Source organism: Burkholderia sp. GbtcB21 (genome assembly GCF_019091065.1).
Taxonomy (GTDB): Bacteria; Pseudomonadota; Gammaproteobacteria; order Burkholderiales; family Burkholderiaceae; genus Burkholderia; species Burkholderia pyrrocinia_C.
Genome location: NZ_JAGXKA010000011.1, coordinates 22,782 through 41,202, shown reverse-complemented (window position 1 = coordinate 41,202; position 18,421 = coordinate 22,782). Strand labels below are relative to the sequence as shown.

At 69.6% G+C, this 18,421-nt stretch carries 17 protein-coding genes; 8 read left to right on the top strand and 9 right to left on the bottom strand.

The window, feature by feature from the left end; all coding sequences use genetic code 11:
- Positions 1–173: 173 nt before the first annotated feature.
- On the top strand, positions 174–1,367 hold the full coding sequence (gene prpF, locus KVT39_RS23150; protein ID WP_105390635.1) for a 2-methylaconitate cis-trans isomerase PrpF: 1,194 nt from the start codon (positions 174–176) through the stop codon (positions 1,365–1,367).
- 58 nt (positions 1,368–1,425) lie between these two features.
- On the opposite strand, the gene KVT39_RS23145 is transcribed toward prpF, so the two are convergent.
- The 7 genes from KVT39_RS23145 to KVT39_RS23115 all read right to left on the bottom strand — a co-directional run bounded on the left by KVT39_RS23145 (position 1,426) and on the right by KVT39_RS23115 (position 9,171).
- Complete coding sequence (locus tag KVT39_RS23145; RefSeq protein WP_217590292.1) at positions 1,426–2,364, bottom strand: alpha/beta hydrolase; 939 nt, start codon at positions 2,362–2,364, stop codon at positions 1,426–1,428.
- 255 nt (positions 2,365–2,619) lie between these two features.
- Entirely contained in the window at positions 2,620–3,774 is a 1,155-nt protein-coding gene (locus tag KVT39_RS23140; RefSeq protein WP_131947970.1) for an acyl-CoA dehydrogenase family protein, read from the bottom strand.
- A gap of 37 nt (positions 3,775–3,811) precedes the next feature.
- Positions 3,812–5,134, bottom strand: a complete 1,323-nt coding sequence (locus tag KVT39_RS23135; protein ID WP_217590291.1) for an MFS transporter — start codon at positions 5,132–5,134, stop codon at positions 3,812–3,814.
- Between the two features lie 10 nt (positions 5,135–5,144).
- Positions 5,145–6,197, bottom strand: coding sequence for a porin (locus KVT39_RS23130; RefSeq protein WP_217590290.1), 1,053 nt, complete (start codon positions 6,195–6,197; stop codon positions 5,145–5,147).
- Between the two features lie 91 nt (positions 6,198–6,288).
- The gene (locus tag KVT39_RS23125; RefSeq protein ID WP_217590289.1) at positions 6,289–7,089 is read right to left on the bottom strand and encodes an enoyl-CoA hydratase/isomerase family protein; all 801 of its coding nucleotides are present in this window, start codon (positions 7,087–7,089) and stop codon (positions 6,289–6,291) included.
- Positions 7,086–8,306: a CaiB/BaiF CoA-transferase family protein gene (locus KVT39_RS23120; RefSeq protein WP_034181635.1), complete on the bottom strand. Its 1,221-nt coding sequence runs from the start codon at positions 8,304–8,306 to the stop codon at positions 7,086–7,088. The genes KVT39_RS23125 and KVT39_RS23120 overlap by 4 nt, the downstream gene beginning before the upstream one ends.
- Before the next feature lie 82 nt (positions 8,307–8,388).
- On the bottom strand, positions 8,389–9,171 hold the full coding sequence (locus tag KVT39_RS23115) for a crotonase/enoyl-CoA hydratase family protein (protein WP_034181636.1): 783 nt from the start codon (positions 9,169–9,171) through the stop codon (positions 8,389–8,391).
- Between the two features lie 135 nt (positions 9,172–9,306).
- On the opposite strand from KVT39_RS23115, the gene KVT39_RS23110 reads away from it, so the two are divergent.
- Together KVT39_RS23110 and KVT39_RS23105 are read left to right on the top strand one after the other, a co-directional pair.
- Positions 9,307–10,071: an IclR family transcriptional regulator gene (locus KVT39_RS23110; RefSeq protein ID WP_034181637.1), complete on the top strand. Its 765-nt coding sequence runs from the start codon at positions 9,307–9,309 to the stop codon at positions 10,069–10,071.
- A 211-nt stretch (positions 10,072–10,282) separates the two neighbouring features.
- A complete protein-coding gene (locus tag KVT39_RS23105) occupies positions 10,283–11,335 on the top strand; it encodes a CaiB/BaiF CoA-transferase family protein (RefSeq protein ID WP_217590288.1) in 1,053 nt (350 codons plus the stop codon).
- A 67-nt stretch (positions 11,336–11,402) separates the two neighbouring features.
- On the opposite strand, the gene KVT39_RS23100 is transcribed toward KVT39_RS23105, so the two are convergent.
- On the bottom strand, positions 11,403–11,846 hold the full coding sequence (locus tag KVT39_RS23100) for a PaaI family thioesterase (RefSeq protein WP_034181638.1): 444 nt from the start codon (positions 11,844–11,846) through the stop codon (positions 11,403–11,405).
- Between the two features lie 305 nt (positions 11,847–12,151).
- Here KVT39_RS23100 and KVT39_RS23095 point away from each other — a divergent pair, with 305 nt between their 5' ends.
- Entirely contained in the window at positions 12,152–13,780 is a 1,629-nt protein-coding gene (locus KVT39_RS23095) for a methyl-accepting chemotaxis protein (protein WP_105390549.1), read from the top strand.
- On the opposite strand, the gene KVT39_RS23090 is transcribed toward KVT39_RS23095, so the two are convergent.
- The gene (locus KVT39_RS23090; protein WP_217590287.1) at positions 13,753–14,862 is read right to left on the bottom strand and encodes an AGE family epimerase/isomerase; all 1,110 of its coding nucleotides are present in this window, start codon (positions 14,860–14,862) and stop codon (positions 13,753–13,755) included. The two genes, KVT39_RS23095 and KVT39_RS23090, sit on opposite strands and share 28 nt — an antisense overlap.
- Before the next feature lie 112 nt (positions 14,863–14,974).
- Here KVT39_RS23090 and KVT39_RS23085 point away from each other — a divergent pair, with 112 nt between their 5' ends.
- The 4 genes from KVT39_RS23085 to KVT39_RS23070 all read left to right on the top strand — a co-directional run bounded on the left by KVT39_RS23085 (position 14,975) and on the right by KVT39_RS23070 (position 18,232).
- Positions 14,975–15,673 (top strand): MgtC/SapB family protein, encoded by a 699-nt coding sequence (locus KVT39_RS23085; protein ID WP_034181641.1) that lies wholly within the window; start codon positions 14,975–14,977, stop codon positions 15,671–15,673.
- A 92-nt stretch (positions 15,674–15,765) separates the two neighbouring features.
- On the top strand, positions 15,766–17,238 hold the full coding sequence (locus tag KVT39_RS23080) for a flagellar hook-length control protein FliK (protein WP_217590286.1): 1,473 nt from the start codon (positions 15,766–15,768) through the stop codon (positions 17,236–17,238).
- Positions 17,239–17,413: 175 nt separating this feature from the next.
- Positions 17,414–17,569 (top strand): hypothetical protein, encoded by a 156-nt coding sequence (locus tag KVT39_RS23075; protein WP_165948122.1) that lies wholly within the window; start codon positions 17,414–17,416, stop codon positions 17,567–17,569.
- A gap of 183 nt (positions 17,570–17,752) precedes the next feature.
- On the top strand, positions 17,753–18,232 hold the full coding sequence (locus tag KVT39_RS23070; protein ID WP_105390546.1) for a GNAT family N-acetyltransferase: 480 nt from the start codon (positions 17,753–17,755) through the stop codon (positions 18,230–18,232).
- Positions 18,233–18,421: the final 189 nt, after the last annotated feature.

Below are 18,421 nucleotides of genomic sequence, written 5' to 3'. Positions count from 1 at the left end.
TTCGCGCGCCGTGGCGGCGCGCGGAACGAAGGGGCCGGTTGTCGCGGCGGCGCAGGGGCGCCGGTCGCGCGGCCGGCCCGATTCGGTTTGCTGCGCATGGCTTCGGCATGCGAAGCATCGGGCGGGAAGCGGCGCCGACGCGCCGGTTCCGGCCGACCTGGGATAAAACGGACATGGCTCACATTCCTCAAATCAGGATTCCCGCGACCTATATCCGCGGCGGCACCAGCAAGGGCGTGTTCTTCCGGCTGCAGGACCTGCCCGATGCGGCACAGGCGCCGGGCGCCGCGCGCGACGCGCTGCTGCTGCGCGTGATCGGCAGCCCCGATCCGTACGGCAAGCAGATCGACGGGATGGGCGGCGCGACGTCGTCCACCAGCAAGACGGTGATCGTGTCGAAGAGCACGCGCCCCGGCCACGACGTCGACTACCTGTTCGGGCAGGTCGCGATCGACAAGGCGTTCGTCGACTGGACCGGCAACTGCGGCAACCTGTCGGCGGCGGTCGGCCCGTTCGCGATCAGCGGCGGGCTCGTCGATCCCGCGCGCGTGCCGCGCGACGGCATCGCGACCGTGCGGATCTGGCAGGCGAACATCGGCAAGACGATCGTCGCGCACGTGCCGGTCACGAACGGCGCGGTGCAGGAGACGGGCGACTTCGAGCTGGACGGCGTCACGTTCCCGGCCGCCGAAGTGCAGCTCGAATTCATGGATCCGGCCGCCGAGGAAGAGGGCGCGGGCGGGTCGATGTTCCCGACCGGCAACCTCGTCGACGATCTCGCGGTGCCGGGCGTCGGCACGCTGAAGGCGACGATGATCAATGCGGGGATCCCGACGATCTTCGTCGAGGCGGAGGCGATCGGCTATACGGGCACCGAGCTGCAGGACGCGATCAACGGCGACGCGAAGGCGCTCGAGAAGTTCGAGACGATCCGCGCGCACGGCGCGCTGCGCATGGGCCTGATCGATACGCTCGACGAAATCGCGACGCGGCAGCACACGCCGAAGATCGCGTTCGTCGCGAAGCCCGCCGACTACGTTGCATCGAGCGGCAAGCGCGTGAACGCGGGCGACGTCGACCTGCTGGTGCGCGCGATGTCGATGGGCAAGCTGCATCACGCGATGATGGGCACGGCGGCGGTCGCGATCGGCACGGCCGCGGCGATCCCCGGCACGCTCGTCAATCTGGCGGCGGGCGGCGGCGAACGCAACGCGGTGCGCTTCGGGCATCCGTCGGGCACGCTGCGCGTCGGCGCGGAAGCGCAGCAGCAGGAGAACGGCGAGTGGACCGTCACGAAGGCGATCATGAGCCGCAGCGCGCGCGTGCTGATGGAAGGCTGGGTGCGGGTGCCGGGCGACGCGTTCTGATCGTTGCCGGTTGTATCGGTGGAAATGCGGGCGGCTTCGGCCGCCCGCGTCGTTTCGGCTAGCCGTGCAGGAAGCGGCGCAGCGCGTCGTGGCTGAGGCGGCGTGCTGTTTCGGAGAGTCGCGCGTCGGGCACGATGTCGAAACCGTGCACGCCGCCGGGGAGCACGTGCAGTTCGGTCGGCACGCCGGCGCGGAGCAGCCGCCGCGCATAGTCGAGGTTTTCTTCGAGGAACAGGTCGAGCGAGCCGATCGACAGGAACGTCGGCGGCAGGCCGTCGAGCTTTTCCGCGCGCGCGGCGGCCGCATACGGCGACACGTCGTCGAGGCCCGGCGCGTGGCCGAGCAGCGACGTCCAGCCGAACCGGTTGTTGGCCGCGTGCCAGACGAACTCGCCGGCATGCGGATGCGGCATACGCGTACAGGTGCGGTCGTCGAGCATCGGGTAGATCAGGTGCTGGAACGCGAGCCGGTATTCGCCGCGGTCGCGCGCCAGCAGCGCCAGCGCGGCGGCGAGCCCGCCGCCTGCGCTTTCGCCCGTCACGCCGATGCGTGCCGGGTCGATGCCGAGCGTTTCGGCATGGCGGAAGGTCCATGCGAGGCCCGCGTAGCAATCCTCGATCGCGCCGGGGAACACCGTTTCCGGCGCGAGACGGTAGTCGATCGAGATCAGCACGCAGCCGAGCTGTTTGACTGCCTGGCGATGAATGGCCTCCAGGTCCTTCGCCGCGCCGCGCACGTAGCCGCCGCCGTGCATGTGGACGATCGCCGGGAGCGGTCGCGCGGCGTCGTCGGGCGTGTAGATGTGGAGCGGGACGTCCGGCGCGCCGGCGGGGCCGGGCACGGCGCGGCGCTCGAGCGTGCTGCCGGCCGGGTCCGGCGGCGGCAGCGGCAGCACGCGTTCGCGCGCCTGCGCGAGGTTGTCGGCGCTGAGCGTGACGGTCGGCCACACGTCGAGCAGCGGGCGGATTTCGGAATCGACGAGATGCAGGGTGTCCAAGCGGTTGCTCCGTGATTGGGTGGCGGCGATAACGGACGAACCGGCGTCGCCGCAGCGGGGCTCGGGGGCCGGCATGCCGCCGCGATCATGTCCTTCCGGCAGGCCGCAGCAGGCGGGCGGTGCCGCCGGATGCATGTGATGTGCGGCACGACAGTGGGCTGACATTGCCGCCGACGCGCAAGTTCCCGCGGCGGCGCCGACCGGCGCGACATCGTCGTCGTGATGCGTCGTGCGCGGCCCGCGCGGCGCGGATGCCTACAGCACGCTGCGTGCAACGACCCAGCGGTGCACCTCGCTCGGGCCCTCGAAGATGCGCATCAGCCGCGCTTCGCTCGCCATCTGCTGCAACGGCAGTTCCTTCGTCATGCCCATCGCGCCGAGCGTCTGCATCGCGTGATCGATGACGGTCCACGCCATTTCGGTCGCGAACACCTTGACCATCGAGATCTGCGTGCGCGCATCCTGCCCGGCATCCACCCGTGCGGCCGCTTCATAGGTCATCAGGCGGCACGCGTGGATGCGGGTCAGCGCATCGGCCACCCACCACTGGACGGCCTGGCGCTCCGCGAGCAGCACGCCGAACGTCGTGCGCTGCTTCGCGTATTCGCACAGCAGCGCGACCGCGCGCTCGGCGCGGCCGATGCACCAGGCCGCCATCTCCAGCCGCCGGTTCGACAGCCGCCCCTGCATCGGCACGAAGCCTTCGCCTTCGCGGCCGAGCAGTTGCGTGGCGGGAAGGCGGCAGTTTTCCAGCACGATCTCGTAGGTGGACAGCCCGCCGATCATCGGAATCCGGCGCTCGATGATGAAGCCCGGCGTATCGCGCTCGACGATGAAGGCCGAGATGCCGCCGCGCTTGCCCTTGCTGCGGTCCGTCAGCGCCATCACGATCGTCCAGTCGGCTTCGCTCGCGTGGCTGATCCAGATCTTGCGCCCGTTCAGCACCCAGCCGTCGCCGTCGCGCTCGGCCGTCGTCGACAGCGTGCTCGGGTCCGAGCCGGCACCTGGTTCGGAGATGGCCATCGCGGAGCGTGTGACGCCGCGCGCATAAGGGTCGAGATAGCGGGCGCGCTGCGCATCGTCGGCCGCGTCGCACAGCATCCTCAGGTTCGGTGAATCGGGCGGCAGCACGTACGGCGTCACGGTCGTGCCGATCGCTTCGTTCACGCCGACCATCGCGACTGCCGACAGGTCCGAGCCGCCGGCGTCGAGCGGTGCATCGAGCCCCCACAGGCCGAGCTGCCGCGAGCGTTCGTCGAGCCGCGCGCGCTCGTCGGCGAGCAGCACGAAGCGCTGGCCGTCGGCCTCGCGCGCCATCACGGCCGCTTCGAGCGGAATCAGCTCGTCGTTCACGAAGCGCGCGACGAGGTCCTTGATCATCCGGTGTTCGAGTTCGAGTTCGAAGTTCATGTGCGGATCAATGAGTGAGTGAAGGAAACCGGCGCGGTCAGCGCGCGGCTGGAAGCGGCGCAGCCCGCGCGCGCAGCGTGCCGAGCAGCGCCACGCAGCCGGCCGCGAGCAGTGCCGCGTTGAAATAGAGTCCGCCGCGCATCGATCCGGTGACCGTGTTGAGCACGCCCATCAGGAATGGGCTCGCGAACCCGCCGATCGCGCCGGACATCGTGATCGCCGCGATCGCGACCGCCATCGAGCGCTTGGGCAGCGCGAGCCCCGGCAGCACCCAGAACGCGGGCAGCGCCGCGGCGTGCGCGGCGACCGCGATGCAGAGCGCGATCATCAGGTGCGGCGTGCCGTCGACGCTCGCCAGCCCGGCGAGTGCCGCCGCGCAGGCGAGCATCGCGACCGCGCCGTGCCCGCGCCATTCGCGCCGGCGCTCGGTGCGCCAGCCCATTCCGAGCATGCCGACGATGCCGCACAGATAGGGCAGCGCGGACAGCAGCCCGATCTGCATCGCGCCATGCAGGCCGCCGCGATGCAGGATCACGGGCATCCAGAACACGAGCGCGTAGCCGGCGGCCGCGATCGCAAAATTGGCCGCGCACAGCAGCCAGAAATCGCGGTGCGCGAGCAGCGGCCGCGCCGCGTTCGCCCCCGGCGTGCCGGCTTCGGCATGCGCGTGTTCGGCGCGCAACGCGGCCTTGTCGGCGACCGACAGCCAGCGTGCGTCATCCGGCCGGTCGTCGAGAAACTGCAGCGCGACGATGCCGATCGCGCTGCTCGGCAGCCCTTCCACGAGGAACAGCCATTGCCAGCCGCTCAGGCCGGCTGCACCGTCGAAGAACGTGAGGATCGCGCCCGACACGGGCCCGGCGATGAGCCCCGCGAGGTACAGCGCCGTCATGAAGAGCGCGAACGCCTTCGCGCGCTGCTTCGGCGGATACCACGCGCCGAGATAGAACAGGATGCCGGGGAAGAAGCCGGCCTCGAACACGCCCAGCAGGAACCGGCACGCATAGAACTGCGCGGGCGTCGTGACGAACATCGTCGCGGCCGAGCCGAGCCCCCACAGCACCATGATTCGTGCGATCGTCCTGCGCGCGCCGATCCGCACGAGCAACGCGTTGCTCGGAATCTCGAATGCCATGTAGCCGATGAAGAAGATGCCCGCGCCGAGCCCGTAGACGGCGTCGGAGAAGTGCAGTTCGGCGGCCATCTGCGCGTGCGCGAAGCCGATGTTGATCCGGTCGATGAACGACAGCGTGTAGCAGAGGATCAGGAACGGCAGCAGCCGGCGCGAGATCCGGCGGTAGAGCGCCCGCGTCGCGCCATCTTCGACGGCGGTCGGGTGGGTGGAAAGGGTCGGGGTCATGGGCACTCCGTCAGAAGCGGTGAACGATGCCGAGCGCGAACACCTGCTCGGTGCCGCCCGGTTGCGGCTGCAGGCCGGCGACGACCGTGTTGCGTGCGTTGCCGCCGTTCTTCAGGTAGAGATAGCGCGCGTAGAGCGAAGTCCGCTTCGACAGCGGATGGTCGTACCCGACGCCGAGCGCGGTCGCGTCGTTCGCCGAGCCTTTCACGTCGCGGCGCACGACCGACACGAGCACGCGATCGAGCGCGCCGACGTTGATCGATGCGCCGACGCTCGCGGTCGAGAACGCGGGCAGGTTCGGCGCCGTGCTGACGCCATGGAGAAACGCGGCGTACAGCTTGACGCGCGCGAATGCGTAGTTGGCCGCGAACACGTAATGGCGGGTCGTCGACGGGTAGACGACGGGCGACAGGTTGCCGGCCGACACGTCGCCCTGGAAGCCCGCGCCGAGATAGAGCCCGCCGATCCGGTACTGAAGCCCGGCGCCATAGTTGCGTCCGGCCTGCGTGGACAGCGCGTTCGGCGTCGGAAAGCCGTACGTGGCCATCACGCGCAGGCCGTTCCGGTCGGGGCTGAGATACGACGCCGCCTGGTTGAAGCGCGGAATCGGCGGCGTCGTGTTGCTCGTGATCGTGTCCGTCGACGTCGCGAGCAGCGCGAGCGGCGACATTCGCTCGTTGAGTCCGAACGGATCGCCGTCGTACACGACGTAGAACGCAGGCGTGTATTGCCGGCCGAGCCGGAGGTCGCCGTAGCGGGTGCTCTGCAGCGAGACGTATGCCTGCCGGTAGAACAGCGTGCCGCCCTGGAACGATCCGTCGGCAGGCGAGAAGCCGCTTTCCAGCACGAACTTCGTCGACGTGCCGCCGCCGAGATCCTCGACGCCCGTCAGCCCGATGCGGCTGGTCGCCGATCCGCCGCCGCTCTGCCGCACGCTCGACAGGCTGCCGATGCGATCGAATTCGACGTAGCTGTCGACGATCCCGTACAGCGTGACCGACGACGCTTGCGCCGGCGACGCGCACAGCACGCACGCGCCGACCAGGAATGCTTTCCGTTGCATGAAGGTGTCTCCGTTCCATGTCTTTTTTTTTGCGCGCCCGCGTTCTGGGAGCGGTTGCGCGCGTCGTGTCGCCCGTTGTGCCGCGTCGGGCTCAGCGGCCCTTGAATACCGGCTTGCGCTTCTCGAGAAACGCGCGGGCGCCTTCGATCCGGTCCTCGCTCGCATAGACGTCGGGGCCGACGTCCAGCCGCAGCGCCGCGGCAACCGGCAAGCCCTGGCTGCGTGTCGCGGTTTCCTTGATGCGGCGGATCGTGAGCGGCGCGTTCGCGGCGATCGCCAGCGCCAGTTCGCGCACGGTGTCGTCGAGCGCGGCGCCGGGTACGACGCGGTTCAGCAACCCGACGCGCTGCGCTTCGTCCGCGTCGAAGCGGCGGCCCGTGAACAGCAGCTCCATCGCGACGGCGCGCGGCAGCATGCGCGGCAGCAGCACGCTCGCGAAGTTCGCGCCCATGCCGACCCGCGCTTCGGGCAGCGCGAAATACGCGTGATCGGCGGCGATCCGCAGATCGCAGGCGAGCGCGATTTCAAAGCCGCCGCCGACGGCGAAGCCGTTGATGGCCGCGATGGTCGGCTTGCGCAGCTCCAGGATCAGCTCGTGCACGTTGCGTGCGAGCCCGCGCATCGGCCGCATCCCGCGCATCTCGGGATCGCCGAGATCGATGCCCGCGCTGAAGGCGCGTTCGCCGGCACCGCGGATGACGATGACGCGAATCGCGGGGTTGTCGTCGAGCGTGACCAGTTCGTCGCACAGGCGCCGGATCGCTTCGGCGGACAATGCGTTGGCGACGTGCGGGCGATGGATCGTCAACCATGCGATGCCGTCGTCGTCGTTGCGCAGGATCGACGGGGCGTCGTTGTCCGTCAGCGAAGAAAACGTGCTCGACGTGGTCATGACGTGCTCCCGGTCGCGGTTGCGCGCGTGTCGTGGAGCACGCCCGCCTGCCGCAACGCATCCCGACGGGCCGCGTCGATGCCGAACGCATCGAGCACGGCGTCGGTGTCGGCGGCGAACGGCCGGGGCGGCCGGCGTATCGATCCGGGTGTGCGGGAGAGTTTGGCCGGGATGCCCGCGCCGGTGTACGCATCGGTATTGACGAACATCGCGTTGCGCGCCGCCTGCGGATGACCGAATGCATCGGCCACGGTGTTGACCGGCCCCGTCGCGACGCCCGCGTGCAGCAGCCGTTCGACGACGTCGTCGGCGCTCAGTTCGGCGGTCAGTTGCCCGAGCAGCGTATCGAGCGCGTCGCGATGCGCGACGCGCTGCGCGTTGGTCGCGAACCGCGGATCGCGCGCAAGCTCGGGCACGCCGAGCGCTTCGACGAGCCGCGCGAACGTGCGGTTGTTGCCGGCGCCCGTCGCCACCGGCTTGTCCTTGCACGGATAGACGCCGTACGGTGCGATCGCGCCATACACGTTGCCGGTCGCGACGGGAACGTCACCGGTTGCCATCCAGCTCGTGCTGACCGGGTGCAGCATCGACAGTGCGGTGCTGAACAGGTCGATGTCGACGTGCTGCCCGAGACCGGAGCGCGTCCGTTCGACCAGCGCGAGCAGGATGCTCGACACGGCGCTCAGGCCGGCCGCGAAATCGACGACCGGAAACGGCACCTTGAGCGGCATGCCGCCCGGTTCGCCGTTGATCGACATGAAGCCGGCCAGCCCTTGCGCGACGGCGTCGTAGCCCGGAAACCGCGCGAGCGGGCCGTCGGTGCCGTATCCGGAGATCGAACAATGCACGAGGCGCGGGAAGCGTTCGCGCAGGCAGTCTTCGTATCCGATGCCCCAGCGTTCGAGCGTGCCCTGCTTGAAGTTGTCGACCAGCACGTCGGCCGTCTCGAGCAGGCGGAACAGCACGTCGCGTCCGTCGGGATGCGACAGGTCGAGCGCGAGATTGCGCTTGTTGCGGTTGAGCCCCCAGTAGTAGCTGGAGATGCCGCCCGGCATCGCGGGCCCCCAGTCGCGCGTCTCGTCGCCTTGCGGCGGTTCGATCTTGATGACGTCCGCGCCGTGGTCCGCGAGCGTCTGCGCGCAGAACGGCCCCGCATAAACGCGGCTCAGGTCCACCACGCGCACGCCCGCGAGCGCGCCTTCGTTGTTGCTGGTCATGACGATGTTTCCTTCGATGTGGGATTCGATGGTCCGGCATGCCGGCACGCGCCGGCCGCACGGCGTTCGACGTGCCGCCGGTTCAGCCGCGCGCGGCGAACAGCGCGTTCACCGCCGCGCGATGTTCGGGTGTGGCGTGCGCGAACGCCTGGTACGAGGCCGACAGGTCGAGCAGCGTGTCGAGGCTCGCGTGCCGGCCTTCGCGCAGCAGCCGCTTGGTCAGGCGCAACGCGGTGCCCGAGTGGCGGGCGATGCGGCCGGCCAGTTCGTGCGCGTGCGCGAGGAGGTCGCCGTCGGGAACGACGCGCGACACGAGCCCGCAGCGCAGCGCCGCCTGTGCGTCCAGCGCGTCGCCCGTGAACGACATTTCCGCGGCGACGGCGGCGCCGACGATCTGCGGCAGGAACCACGCGCCGCCGTCGCCCGGCACAAGGCCGAGCGTGATGAAGCTCTCGGCGAAGCGTGCGCTGTCGGCGGCAATGCGGATGTCGCACATGCATGCGAGATCGGTGCCGGCGCCGATGGCCGGGCCGTTGACCGCCGCGATGGCCGGCACTTCGAGCTGCTGGAACGCGTGCGCCACGCGCTGTATGCCGCGGCGATAGCTCGTCCGGATCGCCGCGAGATCGTGCGGGTCCGATTCGATGAACGCGCGCATCGTCTTCACGTTGCCGCCCGACGAAAACGCCGCGCCGGCGCCGGTCAGGATCAGCACGCGGATCGATTCGTCGCGATTCGCGTCGTCGCAGCATTCGGTCAGCGCGTCAATCGCATCGGTGTCCGAAATGGCGTTGCGGGTTTCGGGACGGTTCATCGTGACGGTCAGGATCGGTCCCTGCCGTTCGCGGATCAGAAAGGCTGCCATGGTGTCTCCGTGAGTTCTGTGCCGCGGGACTTCACGCCGCGGGTCGAAGCCTAGTATCGTCACGACGGTTGGCGGCGGGAAATTCCCTTCCACATATGTGGAAGGCCCCGTCCCGGTTGCGTGCGGAGAGGCGGGATGAGCGGAAACGTGGTCAAGAGCGCGGCGCGCGTGTTCGAGGTGCTGGAACTCTTCAGCACATTGCAGCGGCCGCTGAGCGTGCGCGAGATCGCCACGCGCTGCGGCTATCCGGGGTCGAGCGCGGCGGCGCTGCTGACCAGCATGAAGGCGCTCGGCTATCTCGCGTACGACGACGCGACGCATGCCTATGCGCCCACCGCGCGGCTCGTCAATCTCGGCGAAGCGCTCGTCGATTCGGCGGCAGGCAGCCGGCGGCACTGGCACGCCGTCGCGATGCGACTGGCGGCCCGCACGCACGAGGCGGTCGTGATCGCGGTGCAGAGCGATCTGTACGTGCAGTACATCGACGCGGTCGCGGGCTCCCATAGGATTCCGATCCAGTTCTATGCGCCGATCGGCACGCGCCGCGAGATCTGCATGTCGAGCCTCGGCTGGGCGCTGCTGAGCATCCAGCCGGACAGCACGATCCGCCGGCTCGTGGCGCGCAGCATCCGGCGGTTCGGGAAGTCGGGCAGGACGATCGACGAGGACATCGTGCTGGACAAGGTCGAGCAGACGCGCCGGAACGGCTATTCATATTCGGCGCATACGGTGACGCAGGGCGCCGCGATGGTCTCGATGGTGATCGCGGACGGCTGGAACGGTCTGCCGCTGGCGATGGGCGTGGCCGGGCCCGTCGAGCGGATCGACGCGCATCGCGACGCGATCGTGCGGGCGATGCGGGAAGCGCTGGCCGAGCGCGCCGACGAGGCGGCCGGCTAGCCGCGCGAGGCCGGCCCGTGCGCCGGGCCTTGCCGGCATCGGGCGCGTGCCGGTGCCTGACGACGCTCGAGGGCGAGCGATGGCGATGCGGCCGGGACATCGATCCCGTGTATCGGCCCGGCCATCGTTCGTGCCGTGCCCGTTGCACGCATTCGCATAGAATCGATGCGTTTCCTTGCCCCTGTCCCGGTTGCATTTCAGCGAGGTCGCAATGCCATTGAACGCGCCGCTTGCCGGCATCCACATCGTCGAATTCGAAGGTCTCGGCCCCGGCCCGCTCGCGGGCTGGATGCTCGCCGGGATGGGCGCGCGGATCACGCTGATCGCGCGGCCATCCGGCCGCACGAGCGCGCCGGACGCGCTGCGGGGCCGCGACGGCGACCTGCTGCGCGAAGGCAAGGCGATCGTCGAGCTCGACCTGAAGGCGGCGGCCGGCCGCGATGCCGCGCTCGAACTGATCGCGCAGGCCGATGCGCTGATCGAGGGGCTGCGGCCCGGCGTGATGGAGCGGCTCGGCCTCGGGCCCGAAGATTGCGCACGCCGCAACCCGAAGCTCGTGTACGGGCGGATGACCGGCTGGGGCCAGCACGGCCCGCTCGCGGCCGCGGCCGGGCACGACCTGAACTATGTCGCGCTGACGGGGCTGCTGTCGCTATCGGCACCGAACGACGGTAGGCCGGGCCTGCCGCCGACCGTCGTCGGCGATGCGGGCGGCGCGCTCGGGCTCGCGTTCGGGATCGTCTGCGCGCTGTTCGACGTGCGCGGCGGCGGGCCGGGGCGCGTGGTCGACGGCTCGATCGTCGACATCGTGTCGATGCTCGGTTCGCTCGCGCTGTGGGCGCGTGCGAACGGGCAGCTCGACGGCGCGCAGCCGAGCCTCTTTCATGACGCGCCGTTCTACGACGTGTATCGCTGCGCGGACGGCGAATGCGTGACGATCGGCGCGCTCGAGCCGCCGTTCTATGCGCTGCTGGTCGAACGGCTCGGGCTGACCGACGTCGATCCGGCGTCGCAGTACGACCGCGCGCGCTGGCCCGCGCTGAAGGCGCGTTTCGCCGACGTGTTTGCGCAGCAGCCGTCCGCGCACTGGCGCGCGCTGCTCGAAGGCACCGACGCGTGTTTCGCGCCGGTATTGAGCGTGGCCGACGCGGCGCGGCATCCGCACAACGCGGCGCGCGGGATCTATCGGACCGACGAGAACGGCAACGTGCGGGCGCGCGTGGCGCCGCGGTTTCTGCCGCTGACGGCAGACGACGCGAGTTAGCGGCGCGGAGGCGCGCCGTTGCGCGGTATCGGATGCCGACCGCTCGGGCCGTGTTCAGGCGGTTTCATCAGGCCGTTTCTTCAGGCGTATCCGGCATCTTGCCGTCGCCGACGCGGTTGATCGTGCCTTGCGCGATCGCGACGAGCCGCTCGTGATCGCCGTCGATGACGAACACATGACACTGGCAGGTTGCCTGGTGCCGGCCCGCGTAGACGAGCTTCGCGCGGGCGACGAGCGTGCCGTTCACGGCCGGCCGCAGGTAGTTGATCTTGTATTCGGCCGTGATCACGCGCGGGCCGAGCACGAGCGCGCCGGCGAACGTCAGCGCGTTGTCGGCGAGATAGCTGATGACGCCGCCGTGCACGAAACCGTGCTGCTGCCGCAGCTCGTCGCGCACGTGCAGGCACAGCGACACCTCGTTGTCGCCGATATGCATCAGCTCCGTGCCCAGCAGCATGCTGAACGGTTGCGCACGCAATGCGCCGCGCGCGTGGTCCGTGATGTCGGTCATCGCCTTCCCTCGAAATGAGTGCCCGCTTGCGCTGAACTCTAGGAAGGGGGCTGAGGATAAGCAAGGAAATTCGTCCGCGATTCCTGCAATTGCCGGCGCGATGTGACGCGATTATTGCGTCGAATGCAGGAGATGTTCTTGTTTGCGGGCGATTCGACGGGAATGCGCGAGCGAAGCGCGTCACTGGCCCGCGTTGCTGGCCGCACCTTGCCGGCCGCACCTGAGTACCCGCTCCTAAAGTCCGACGAAGAAATGCCGCTAATGCCGGGGCATTGCCTCATCGTCCGCTCTCCAGGAATCTCCCCATGTTCGGAAAAATCAAGCTCGCGTCGGGTCTGCTCGGCGTGTTGACCGTGTTTTGCCTCTTCCTGTTCGCGATCGAAGCGCTCGGCTTCCGGGCGCTCGCGTCGACGCGCAGCGGCGTCGACGATCTGTCGAACGTCGCGATCGCGCAGGTCAACGCGGCCAACCAGGCGACCGAGCACCTGCTCGACGCGCGCATCAACCTGTCGCGCGCCGGCACGCGGATGGTGCGCGGCGGCCCGAAGCCGGAGGACATCATCCGCCATGCCGGCGCGTCGCTTGCCGACGCGGACAAGGCGTTCGCCGCGCTGACGGCCGCGCAGCCGGTCGACGACACGAACCGCGCGCGCGTCGCGGCGCTCGCCGAGCGCTATCGCGCGCTGCGCGGCGCGCTTGGCGAACTCGTGCAGTTCCTCGACGCCGACAACATCCAGGCCTTCCTCGACCAGCCGACGCAAGGCATCCAGGATGCCTACATCGCCGAACTGCATCGCTTCGCCGAATACGGCAGCGCATCGAGCCGCACGGCGCTCGACACGATCGACGGCGGCATACTCTGGTTCAAGTCGGTCGGCATCGCGCTGCTGGTGGCGATGCTCGCGGCGAGCGCGGCGATCTACGCAGCCGCGCGGCGCGCGGTCGTCGCGCCGCTGGATGAAGCGGGCCGCCATTTCGAGCGGATCGCGCAGGGCCGGCTGGACGAAGCCGTGCGGGCGGGCGGCGTATTCGAGATCGACCGGATGCTGCGCGGCCTCGCCGCGATGCAGACGAGCATCGCGGGCACCGTGCGCACGGTGCGCCACGCGTCCGATGCGATCCACCTCGGCGCGGGCGAGATCGCGGGCGGCAACGCCGACCTGTCGGCGCGCACGGGCACGCAGGCCGCATCGCTCGAGGAAACGGCCGCGAGCATGGAGGAATTGACCGCGACCGTCCGGCAGAACACCGACAGCGCACGCGCGGCCAGCGCGCTGGCCGACGCGGCGCTCGAAGCGACGAGTCACGGCGGCGGCGTGGTCGACAGCGTGATCGACCGGATGCGCGGCATCGCGCAGAGTTCGGGGCGGATCGCGGAGATCATCTCGGTGATCGACGGCATCGCATTCCAGACCAACATCCTCGCGCTGAACGCCGCGGTCGAGGCCGCGCGGGCCGGCGAACAGGGGCGCGGCTTCGCGGTCGTCGCGGGCGAAGTGCGCTCGCTCGCGCAGCGCAGCGCGCAATCGGCGAAGGAGATCAAGGTGCTGATCGAGGATTCGGTCGCGCAGATCAACGGCGGCGCGGAACTCGTCGAGCGCGCCGGCGATGCGATGCGGACGGTGTCGGCATCGATCACGCGCGTCGTGCAGACGATGTCCGAGATCACGGCCGCGTCGGTCGAGCAGAGCGTCGGGATCGAGCAGGTGAACCAGGCCGTCACGCAGATGGATCAGCTGACGCAGCAGAACGCGGCGCTGGTGGAGCAAGTCGCGGCGGCGGCTGCGTCGCTGAACGACCAGACCGCGCACCTGATGCAGGCGGTGTCGGTGTTCGAACTCGGCGATGTGCGCGGCGAACGCGCCGCACGTGGCGAACGCGCGGCGCCGTCGTTTGCCGACGCGGGTTACGAACCGGCCGGCAGCGCCGCGTAGGCGGTCGCGAGATGGTAGGGCGTCGTCGACGGCATGTCGGCGCGCGACACCTGCCCGTCCGCCGTCTTGCACTCGAACCAGCCGCGCGGATGCAGGAAGCGCGCGGCGAAGCGCTCGATCTGCTGCGCGAGCGGCGCGGAGGCCGGCGTGCCGCCGTGCGTCGCGAGCGCGCGCAGGTACTCGGTCTGCGCCCAGATCCGCTGCGTGCCGTCGATGCACGCGCCTTGCGCGTCGAGCGCCGCGCAGACGCCGCCCGTCTGCGCATCGACGCCGTATTGCTCCGCGAACGTGAACGCGCGCGACAGCGCGTCGGGGAGCCCGGTCTGCGCGAGCCGTGCGCCGGCCGCATCGACCAGATAGAACCACTCGAATTGATGGCCGGGCTCGAAACGGTTGTCGGCCGCCCCGAGCGGCAGCTCGGCCACGCAGCCGGTTGTCACGTCGACGAACGTGCGCTCGACGGCCTGCGCGGTGCGTGCGAGCGCGTCGTCGAACGCCGCGTCGCCGAAGGCGTCGGCGGCCGCGAGCCACGCTTCGGTCAGGTGCATCAGCGGATTCTGCAGCGCGCCGCTGCCGGATGACGAGAAATCGGCTTGGCGCGCGGCATCGAGCAGCGCGTCGCCGCGGCGCGGCGCGAAGCGGTCCTGGATCAGCGCGGCGGTTTCTTCGGCCACCGCGCGCGCGGCGGCGTCGCCCGACGCCGCATGCCATGCGGCGCACGCGAACACGATGAACGCATGCGTATAGAGATCCTTGGTGGTATCGAGCGGCGCGCCCTGCGCGTCGACGCTGTAGATCCAGCCGCCGTGGCGCGCGTCGCGGAAGCGGCTGCACAGCGCGTCGAACAGCGTGGCCGCGTGTGCCGTGTCGCCGGCCTGCGCGAACACGAACAGTTGCCGCGCGCAGGCCATTGCGCGATAACGGGTGACGGGCAGCGGCGCGTGGGTGGCCGGATCGACGGCCTCGAACGGCAGCCGCAACGTGTGGTCGAACCCGGAACCCCGCCAGATCGGCAAGACGACGTGCGCGAAATGGTGGCGCAGCTGGGCGGCCTGGGCGGAAGCGGAGTCGGAAACGGACATGACGGGGTTGAGCGCTTGGTTCGAAACGTGTCGGCGCGGCCCGGATCGGCGCGGCCGGGGCCAAGGATAAAACATTCCGCGCGGCCGGCACCAGAAAAAGGAGATAAATCGGATGCTCAGCAACCTGGAACTTGTGATGCGGCTCGTTCTCGCGGCGGCGCTCGGCAGCGTCATCGGCTTCGAGCGCGAGCGCCTGTCGTGGGCGGCCGGCCTGCGCACGCACATGCTCGTGTGCGTCGGCTCGACGCTGATCATGATCGTGTCGGCGTTCGGTTTCGCCGACGTGCTCGGCAGCAGCGAGCACATCGTGCTCGATCCGTCGCGAATCGCCGCGCAGGTCGTGTCGGGCATCGGCTTCCTCGGCGCGGGCTCGATCCTGCTGCGCGGCGAGATCGTGCGCGGGCTGACGACGGCCGCGAGCCTGTGGTCGGTCGCCGCGATCGGCCTCGCGGTGGGCGGCGGGCTCTATGTCGCGTCGATTTCGGCGACGATCATCATCCTGATCATCCTGGCCGGCATCAAGCCGCTGGAGCGGCGCTATTTCACGGTGCGCCAGCGGCGCCAGCTTGCGCTGACGGTGGTGAGCGGCGCGCTGACGTTCGATTCGCTGCACGCGGCGCTCGGCCCCGACAGCGCGCGCGTGAAGCAGTTCATCGTGCAGCGCGCCGACGACACGGGCGAGCACGACGAGGTGCGCATCGCGCTCGCGCGGGTGTCGGAGCTCGAATACCGGGCGATCTGCGACAAGCTGCGCGCGTTGCGGGGCGTCACGCGTTTCGAGGAAGGGAACGGGTTGTCGGGCGACGAATAGGCTGAATCGGTTGCGGGGCGTGCGACAATGGCCGGCCACCGATTCCGTTCGACTTCCGGTTCCGCGCTCGCGGGGCCCGCTATCCGATCTCCATGACCGAATCCGTTTCCACGCCTCGCTCCCGTTCCCGTTCCAATCGTTCGTCGGCCCGTTCCCGCCAGCGCTCGGCGGCTGCCGCGGGCAGCACGTCCGCGAGGGCGACGTCGCGGCCCGGCAGCGCGCCGGCCGGCGATGCGTCGCGTGACGAACTGACGCTCGACCTGTTCGGCGATCCGGTGCTCGAGCCGGGCGAGCGGGTGCCGGTCACGGCGCGCGACGAAGCGGCTGCGGAAGCCGAAGCGGCGGCCGGTGTCGCGGACGATGCGGCCGCCGGGCGGCAGGCCTCGCTGGACGGGTTCAGCGCGCCGGAGGGCACGAGTACGGCGGGACATGCGGAAGCTGACGGCGCGGTGAAGCCGGAAGTCGCGGTGGCGGTTGACGGTGTTTCGGCGCCTGAAGGCGGCGCTACTGTGAAAGCGGACGGTGTGACTGCGGCTGATGGCGTTGCGATGAAGGTCGACGATGTGCCTGCGGCCGATGGCGTTGCAGCGAAGGCAGCCGATGTGCATGCGGCCGATGGCGTTGCAACGAAGGCGGCCGATTTGTCTGTGGCCGATGGCGCAACAGTGACGGCAACCGGACTGCAAGCGGCAGATGTCGCCGCGGCAAAGACGGCCGATCGGCAAGCGGCTGATGGCGAAGGCGCGAAAGCTGCTGTCGAAGCGGCGGCCAGCGTCGCGGCCGTCAAATCCCGCGAAGGGCGATCTTCCGGTGACGCAGTGAAGGAGCGCCGCTCGTCGTCGGGCGGCAAACGCCGGGCGGCTGCCGGCGCAAGCGACGCGACGTCGGTGCAATCCGCGCCGGTTGCAACGAGCGTCGACAAGGCGCCGAACGCGACCGGATCGAACCCGGCGCCGGACGCCGCTTCGACGGTCGAGCCGCAGACGCCGGCACAACCGGTCGAGCCGTCGACCCCCGCGACCCCCGCGACCCCCGCGACCCCCGCGACCCCCGCGACCCCCGCGACCCCCGCGAACATCCGTGACGCTGTCCCGACCCACGCCTCGCCGTCGCCGGTCACGCAGCCTGTCGCTTCGGCCGCGTCCTTCGTGACGAAGCCGTCGTCGGAACGCACGCAGCCGGCCGCGCCGGCCTTCGATCCTGACACGCACCTGCGTCCGCTGACCGACCGGCTCGCCGCGCTGCAGGCCGACATGGACGGTTTGACGCGCGCGGCCGATCGCGAGATGCGCCGCGTCAACCGCCTGTTGCTGGCGCTGGCCGTCGTCGTGCTGGCGGGGCTCGTCGCGCTGATGCTGCAAACGCGGCAGATCGCGCACCTGAAGCAGGACGCGGCCGCCAAGCAGCAGCGGATCGATCACCTGGCGGCCGATCTGTCGACGCAGCAGGCGACGTTGTTGACGCTCGAGGAGCACCACGAAGCGCTCCTGTCGCAGGTCGACCGGCTTCAGCGCAATGCGAACCGCGACGCGGCCGTCGCGAAGCGTGCCCGCCGCACGCGCTGATCGTTCCGACCCTATCCTGGAAGCCCGACGGGGCAAGGATCGCCGTTCCGCGCCTGCGATCGGTGGCGGCGCGCGTGCGGCAAACTGATGCGGTGTACTGGCAGAGTTCAGGGAAAACCCTTAGAATGGAGTCCGTCTAAGGGAAAACCCTAGACACAACTGTCAGGAGTCTCACATGAGCTTCATCCTTGCCCTGCTGCAAAAGATCGACGACCTGTTCGTATCGCCGCACCTGCCGCTCGACGCCGAATACTCGTACGCTGCACGTCATGTCGAAGCCGAGCGCGTGCGCCGTGCGCATCTCGTGCCGATCGTCCTGTATCGTCGCTGATTCGCTGATTCGCTGATTCGCTGATTCGCTGATTCGCTGATTCGCTGATTCGCTGATTCGCTGATTCGCTGATTCAGCGCGGCGCCTGCCGTACCTGCCTGCCCGTTTTCCGCCGCCGCATCGCGCGCCGGCGCGACGGTCCCGCTACACTGGAAGTCTGATTCCCTTCACGGCGACCGGGCCATGCTGCAGATGCGGCCGATGACGGCCGGCGAATTCCATGCGTACCGCACGCGAGCCATCGACGGCTACGCGCGCGATCTCGTTTCATCCGGACAAAACGCTGTCGAAGACGCGGCCGATCGTGCGCGCGCCTGTTTCGACACGCTGCTGCCGGACGGCCTGCGGACATCCGGCCAGACACTCGTCATGCTTATCGACGGCGCCACCGGCGACGCGGTGGGCGACCTCTGGTACGCGATCGTGCCCGAAGGGCCGAACCGAACGCTGTTCATCTACGATCTCGACATCGTCCCGTCCCGGCGCCGCCAAGGCTGGGCCACGCGCGCGCTCGATGCGCTCGATGCCGAGGCGCGCCGGTACGGCATCACCGAGATCGGGCTGTCGGTGTTCAATCACAACACGGCGGCCCGCGCGTTGTATCGTGCGTGCGGCTTCGCGCCGATCACGACGACATTGATCAAGCCGGTTATCCCGGGCTGAATCCGCTGGCCCGCGCTGCGTCGTCACGTGCGACCGATTCCACACACACCGCTGACGGCCGACGCAAACCACCCTCCCGATCCTTTCTGTTCGCCGAACGCCAAGCGCCAAACGCCAAACGCCAAACGCCAAACGCCAAACGCCAAACGCCAAACGCCAAACGCCAAACGCCAAACGCCAAACGCCAAA

Excerpts from the sequence above, each read along its gene's own strand:
- KVT39_RS23100 (WP_034181638.1), bottom strand. The coding sequence starts at position 11,846 with ATGACCGACATCACGGACCACGCGCGCGGCGCATTGCGTGCGCAACCG.
- KVT39_RS23125 (WP_217590289.1), bottom strand. The coding sequence starts at position 7,089 with ATGACCACGTCGAGCACGTTTTCTTCGCTGACGGACAACGACGCCCCG.
- KVT39_RS23115 (WP_034181636.1), bottom strand. The coding sequence starts at position 9,171 with ATGGCAGCCTTTCTGATCCGCGAACGGCAGGGACCGATCCTGACCGTC.
- KVT39_RS23105 (WP_217590288.1), top strand. The coding sequence starts at position 10,283 with ATGCCATTGAACGCGCCGCTTGCCGGCATCCACATCGTCGAATTCGAA.
- KVT39_RS23090 (WP_217590287.1), bottom strand. The coding sequence starts at position 14,862 with ATGTCCGTTTCCGACTCCGCTTCCGCCCAGGCCGCCCAGCTGCGCCAC.
- KVT39_RS23140 (WP_131947970.1), bottom strand. The coding sequence starts at position 3,774 with ATGAACTTCGAACTCGAACTCGAACACCGGATGATCAAGGACCTCGTC.
- KVT39_RS23095 (WP_105390549.1), top strand. The coding sequence starts at position 12,152 with ATGTTCGGAAAAATCAAGCTCGCGTCGGGTCTGCTCGGCGTGTTGACC.
- KVT39_RS23085 (WP_034181641.1), top strand. The coding sequence starts at position 14,975 with ATGCTCAGCAACCTGGAACTTGTGATGCGGCTCGTTCTCGCGGCGGCG.
- KVT39_RS23080 (WP_217590286.1), top strand. The coding sequence starts at position 15,766 with ATGACCGAATCCGTTTCCACGCCTCGCTCCCGTTCCCGTTCCAATCGT.
- KVT39_RS23075 (WP_165948122.1), top strand. The coding sequence starts at position 17,414 with ATGAGCTTCATCCTTGCCCTGCTGCAAAAGATCGACGACCTGTTCGTA.
- prpF (WP_105390635.1), top strand. The coding sequence starts at position 174 with ATGGCTCACATTCCTCAAATCAGGATTCCCGCGACCTATATCCGCGGC.
- KVT39_RS23120 (WP_034181635.1), bottom strand. The coding sequence starts at position 8,306 with ATGACCAGCAACAACGAAGGCGCGCTCGCGGGCGTGCGCGTGGTGGAC.
- KVT39_RS23070 (WP_105390546.1), top strand. The coding sequence starts at position 17,753 with ATGCTGCAGATGCGGCCGATGACGGCCGGCGAATTCCATGCGTACCGC.
- KVT39_RS23135 (WP_217590291.1), bottom strand. The coding sequence starts at position 5,134 with ATGACCCCGACCCTTTCCACCCACCCGACCGCCGTCGAAGATGGCGCG.
- KVT39_RS23110 (WP_034181637.1), top strand. The coding sequence starts at position 9,307 with ATGAGCGGAAACGTGGTCAAGAGCGCGGCGCGCGTGTTCGAGGTGCTG.
- KVT39_RS23130 (WP_217590290.1), bottom strand. The coding sequence starts at position 6,197 with ATGCAACGGAAAGCATTCCTGGTCGGCGCGTGCGTGCTGTGCGCGTCG.